Origin of the sequence: Psychrobacter sp. TB55-MNA-CIBAN-0194 (genome assembly GCF_040309505.1) — a bacterium.
GTDB classification, from domain to species: domain Bacteria; phylum Pseudomonadota; class Gammaproteobacteria; order Pseudomonadales; family Moraxellaceae; genus Psychrobacter; species Psychrobacter fozii.
This window is the reverse complement of sequence record NZ_JBEOOW010000156.1, coordinates 1-283: the sequence shown is the minus strand read 5'-3', so window position 1 is coordinate 283 and position 283 is coordinate 1. Positions and strand designations below refer to the sequence as shown.

Genomic DNA, 283 nt, shown 5'->3' with positions numbered 1-283 from the left:
ATCTACAAGCGGTCATTATTGAAGACAGTTTAGGCATCGCTGATGAGCTAGAGGCGCAGATGCAACTGCTGATCGACAACTATGTGTGTGAATGGAAAGCCACCATCACCGATAGCGAAAAGCTCAAACGCTTCCGTCATTTCGTCAATAGTGAGCAAGGAGATGACAATGTGGTTTTTGTCACCGAGCGCGAGCAGATCCGCCCTGCGACCGATAGTGAAAAAGCTAAAATCTTAGTGACCGAGCTGGCTTAATCAATGTCTAACACTTTCCGATCATATAC

The 283-nt window shown here is 46.3% G+C and carries 1 protein-coding gene; it reads left to right on the top strand.

Annotated features, from left to right (window positions below):
* On the top strand, nt 1–254 hold a 254-nt coding region (locus tag AAEY75_RS14645), incomplete at its 5' end, for a hypothetical protein (protein WP_352259972.1).
* Nucleotides 255–283 lie beyond the last annotated feature (29 nt).